This is a genomic window from Brevundimonas sp. 2YAF1, from assembly GCF_052114745.1.
Classification (GTDB): Bacteria; Pseudomonadota; Alphaproteobacteria; order Caulobacterales; family Caulobacteraceae; genus Brevundimonas.
Genome location: NZ_JBFRFI010000021.1, coordinates 1 through 1,125 on the forward strand (window position 1 = coordinate 1; position 1,125 = coordinate 1,125).

Below are 1,125 nucleotides of genomic sequence, written 5' to 3' on the forward strand. Positions count from 1 at the left end.
TCGCGCTTGCGCGCTGCTTGAGGCCAGCACTGTTCGGGTCCGAAGACCCGGATCAATCGCTTAGGCGATGATCTTGGACACCACGCCGGCGCCGACGGTGCGGCCGCCTTCACGGATGGCGAAGCGCAGCTTCTCTTCCATCGCGATCGGGGTGATCAGTTCGACGTCCAGCTCGGCGTTGTCGCCGGGCATGATCATTTCGACGCCTTCCTTCAGGTGCACGATGCCGGTCACGTCGGTCGTGCGGAAGTAGAACTGCGGGCGGTAGTTCGTGAAGAACGGCGTGTGACGGCCGCCCTCTTCCTTGGTCAGGATGTAGGCTTCRGCCACGAACTTGGTGTGCGGGGTGATSGARCCCGGCTTGCACAGCACCTGGCCGCGCTCGACGTCTTCACGCTTGGTGCCGCGCAGCAGCACGCCCACGTTGTCGCCGGCTTGACCCTGGTCCAGCAGCTTGCGGAACATTTCGACGCCCGTGCAGGTCGTCTTCTGGACCGGACGGATGCCGACGATTTCGACTTCTTCACCGACCTTGACGATGCCGCGCTCGACGCGACCCGTGACCACGGTGCCGCGGCCCGAGATCGAGAACACGTCTTCGACCGGCATCAGGAAGGGCATGTCGACCGGACGTTCCGGCTGCGGAATGTAGGCGTCGACGGCGGCCATCAGTTCCAGCACGCGCTCTTCGCCGATGTGGGCGTCGCGGTTTTCAACGGCGGCCAGAGCCGAACCCTTGACGACCGGGATGTCGTCGCCCGGGAACTGGTAGGACGACAGAAGTTCACGAACTTCCATTTCGACCAGCTCGAGCAGCTCTTCGTCGTCGACCATGTCGACCTTGTTCAGGAAGACCACCAGAGCCGGAACGCCGACCTGACGCGACAGCAGGATGTGCTCGCGCGTTTGCGGCATCGGGCCGTCAGCGGCCGAGCAGACCAGGATCGCGCCGTCCATCTGAGCGGCGCCCGTGATCATGTTCTTCACGTAGTCGGCGTGGCCGGGGCAGTCGACGTGGGCGTAGTGACGGTTGGCCGTCTCATATTCCACGTGCGAGGTGTTGATCGTGATGCCGCGGGCTTTTTCTTCCGGGGCGGCGTCGATGTCGGCGTAGTTCATCGCCTT

At 63.9% G+C, this 1,125-nt stretch carries 1 protein-coding gene; it reads right to left on the bottom strand.

Annotated features, from left to right (window positions below; all coding sequences use genetic code 11):
• Positions 1–60: 60 nt before the first annotated feature.
• Positions 61–1,125, bottom strand: a 1,065-nt coding sequence (gene tuf, locus AB4Y68_RS14455; protein WP_441456450.1) for an elongation factor Tu, incomplete at its 5' end; no start/stop codon positions are given.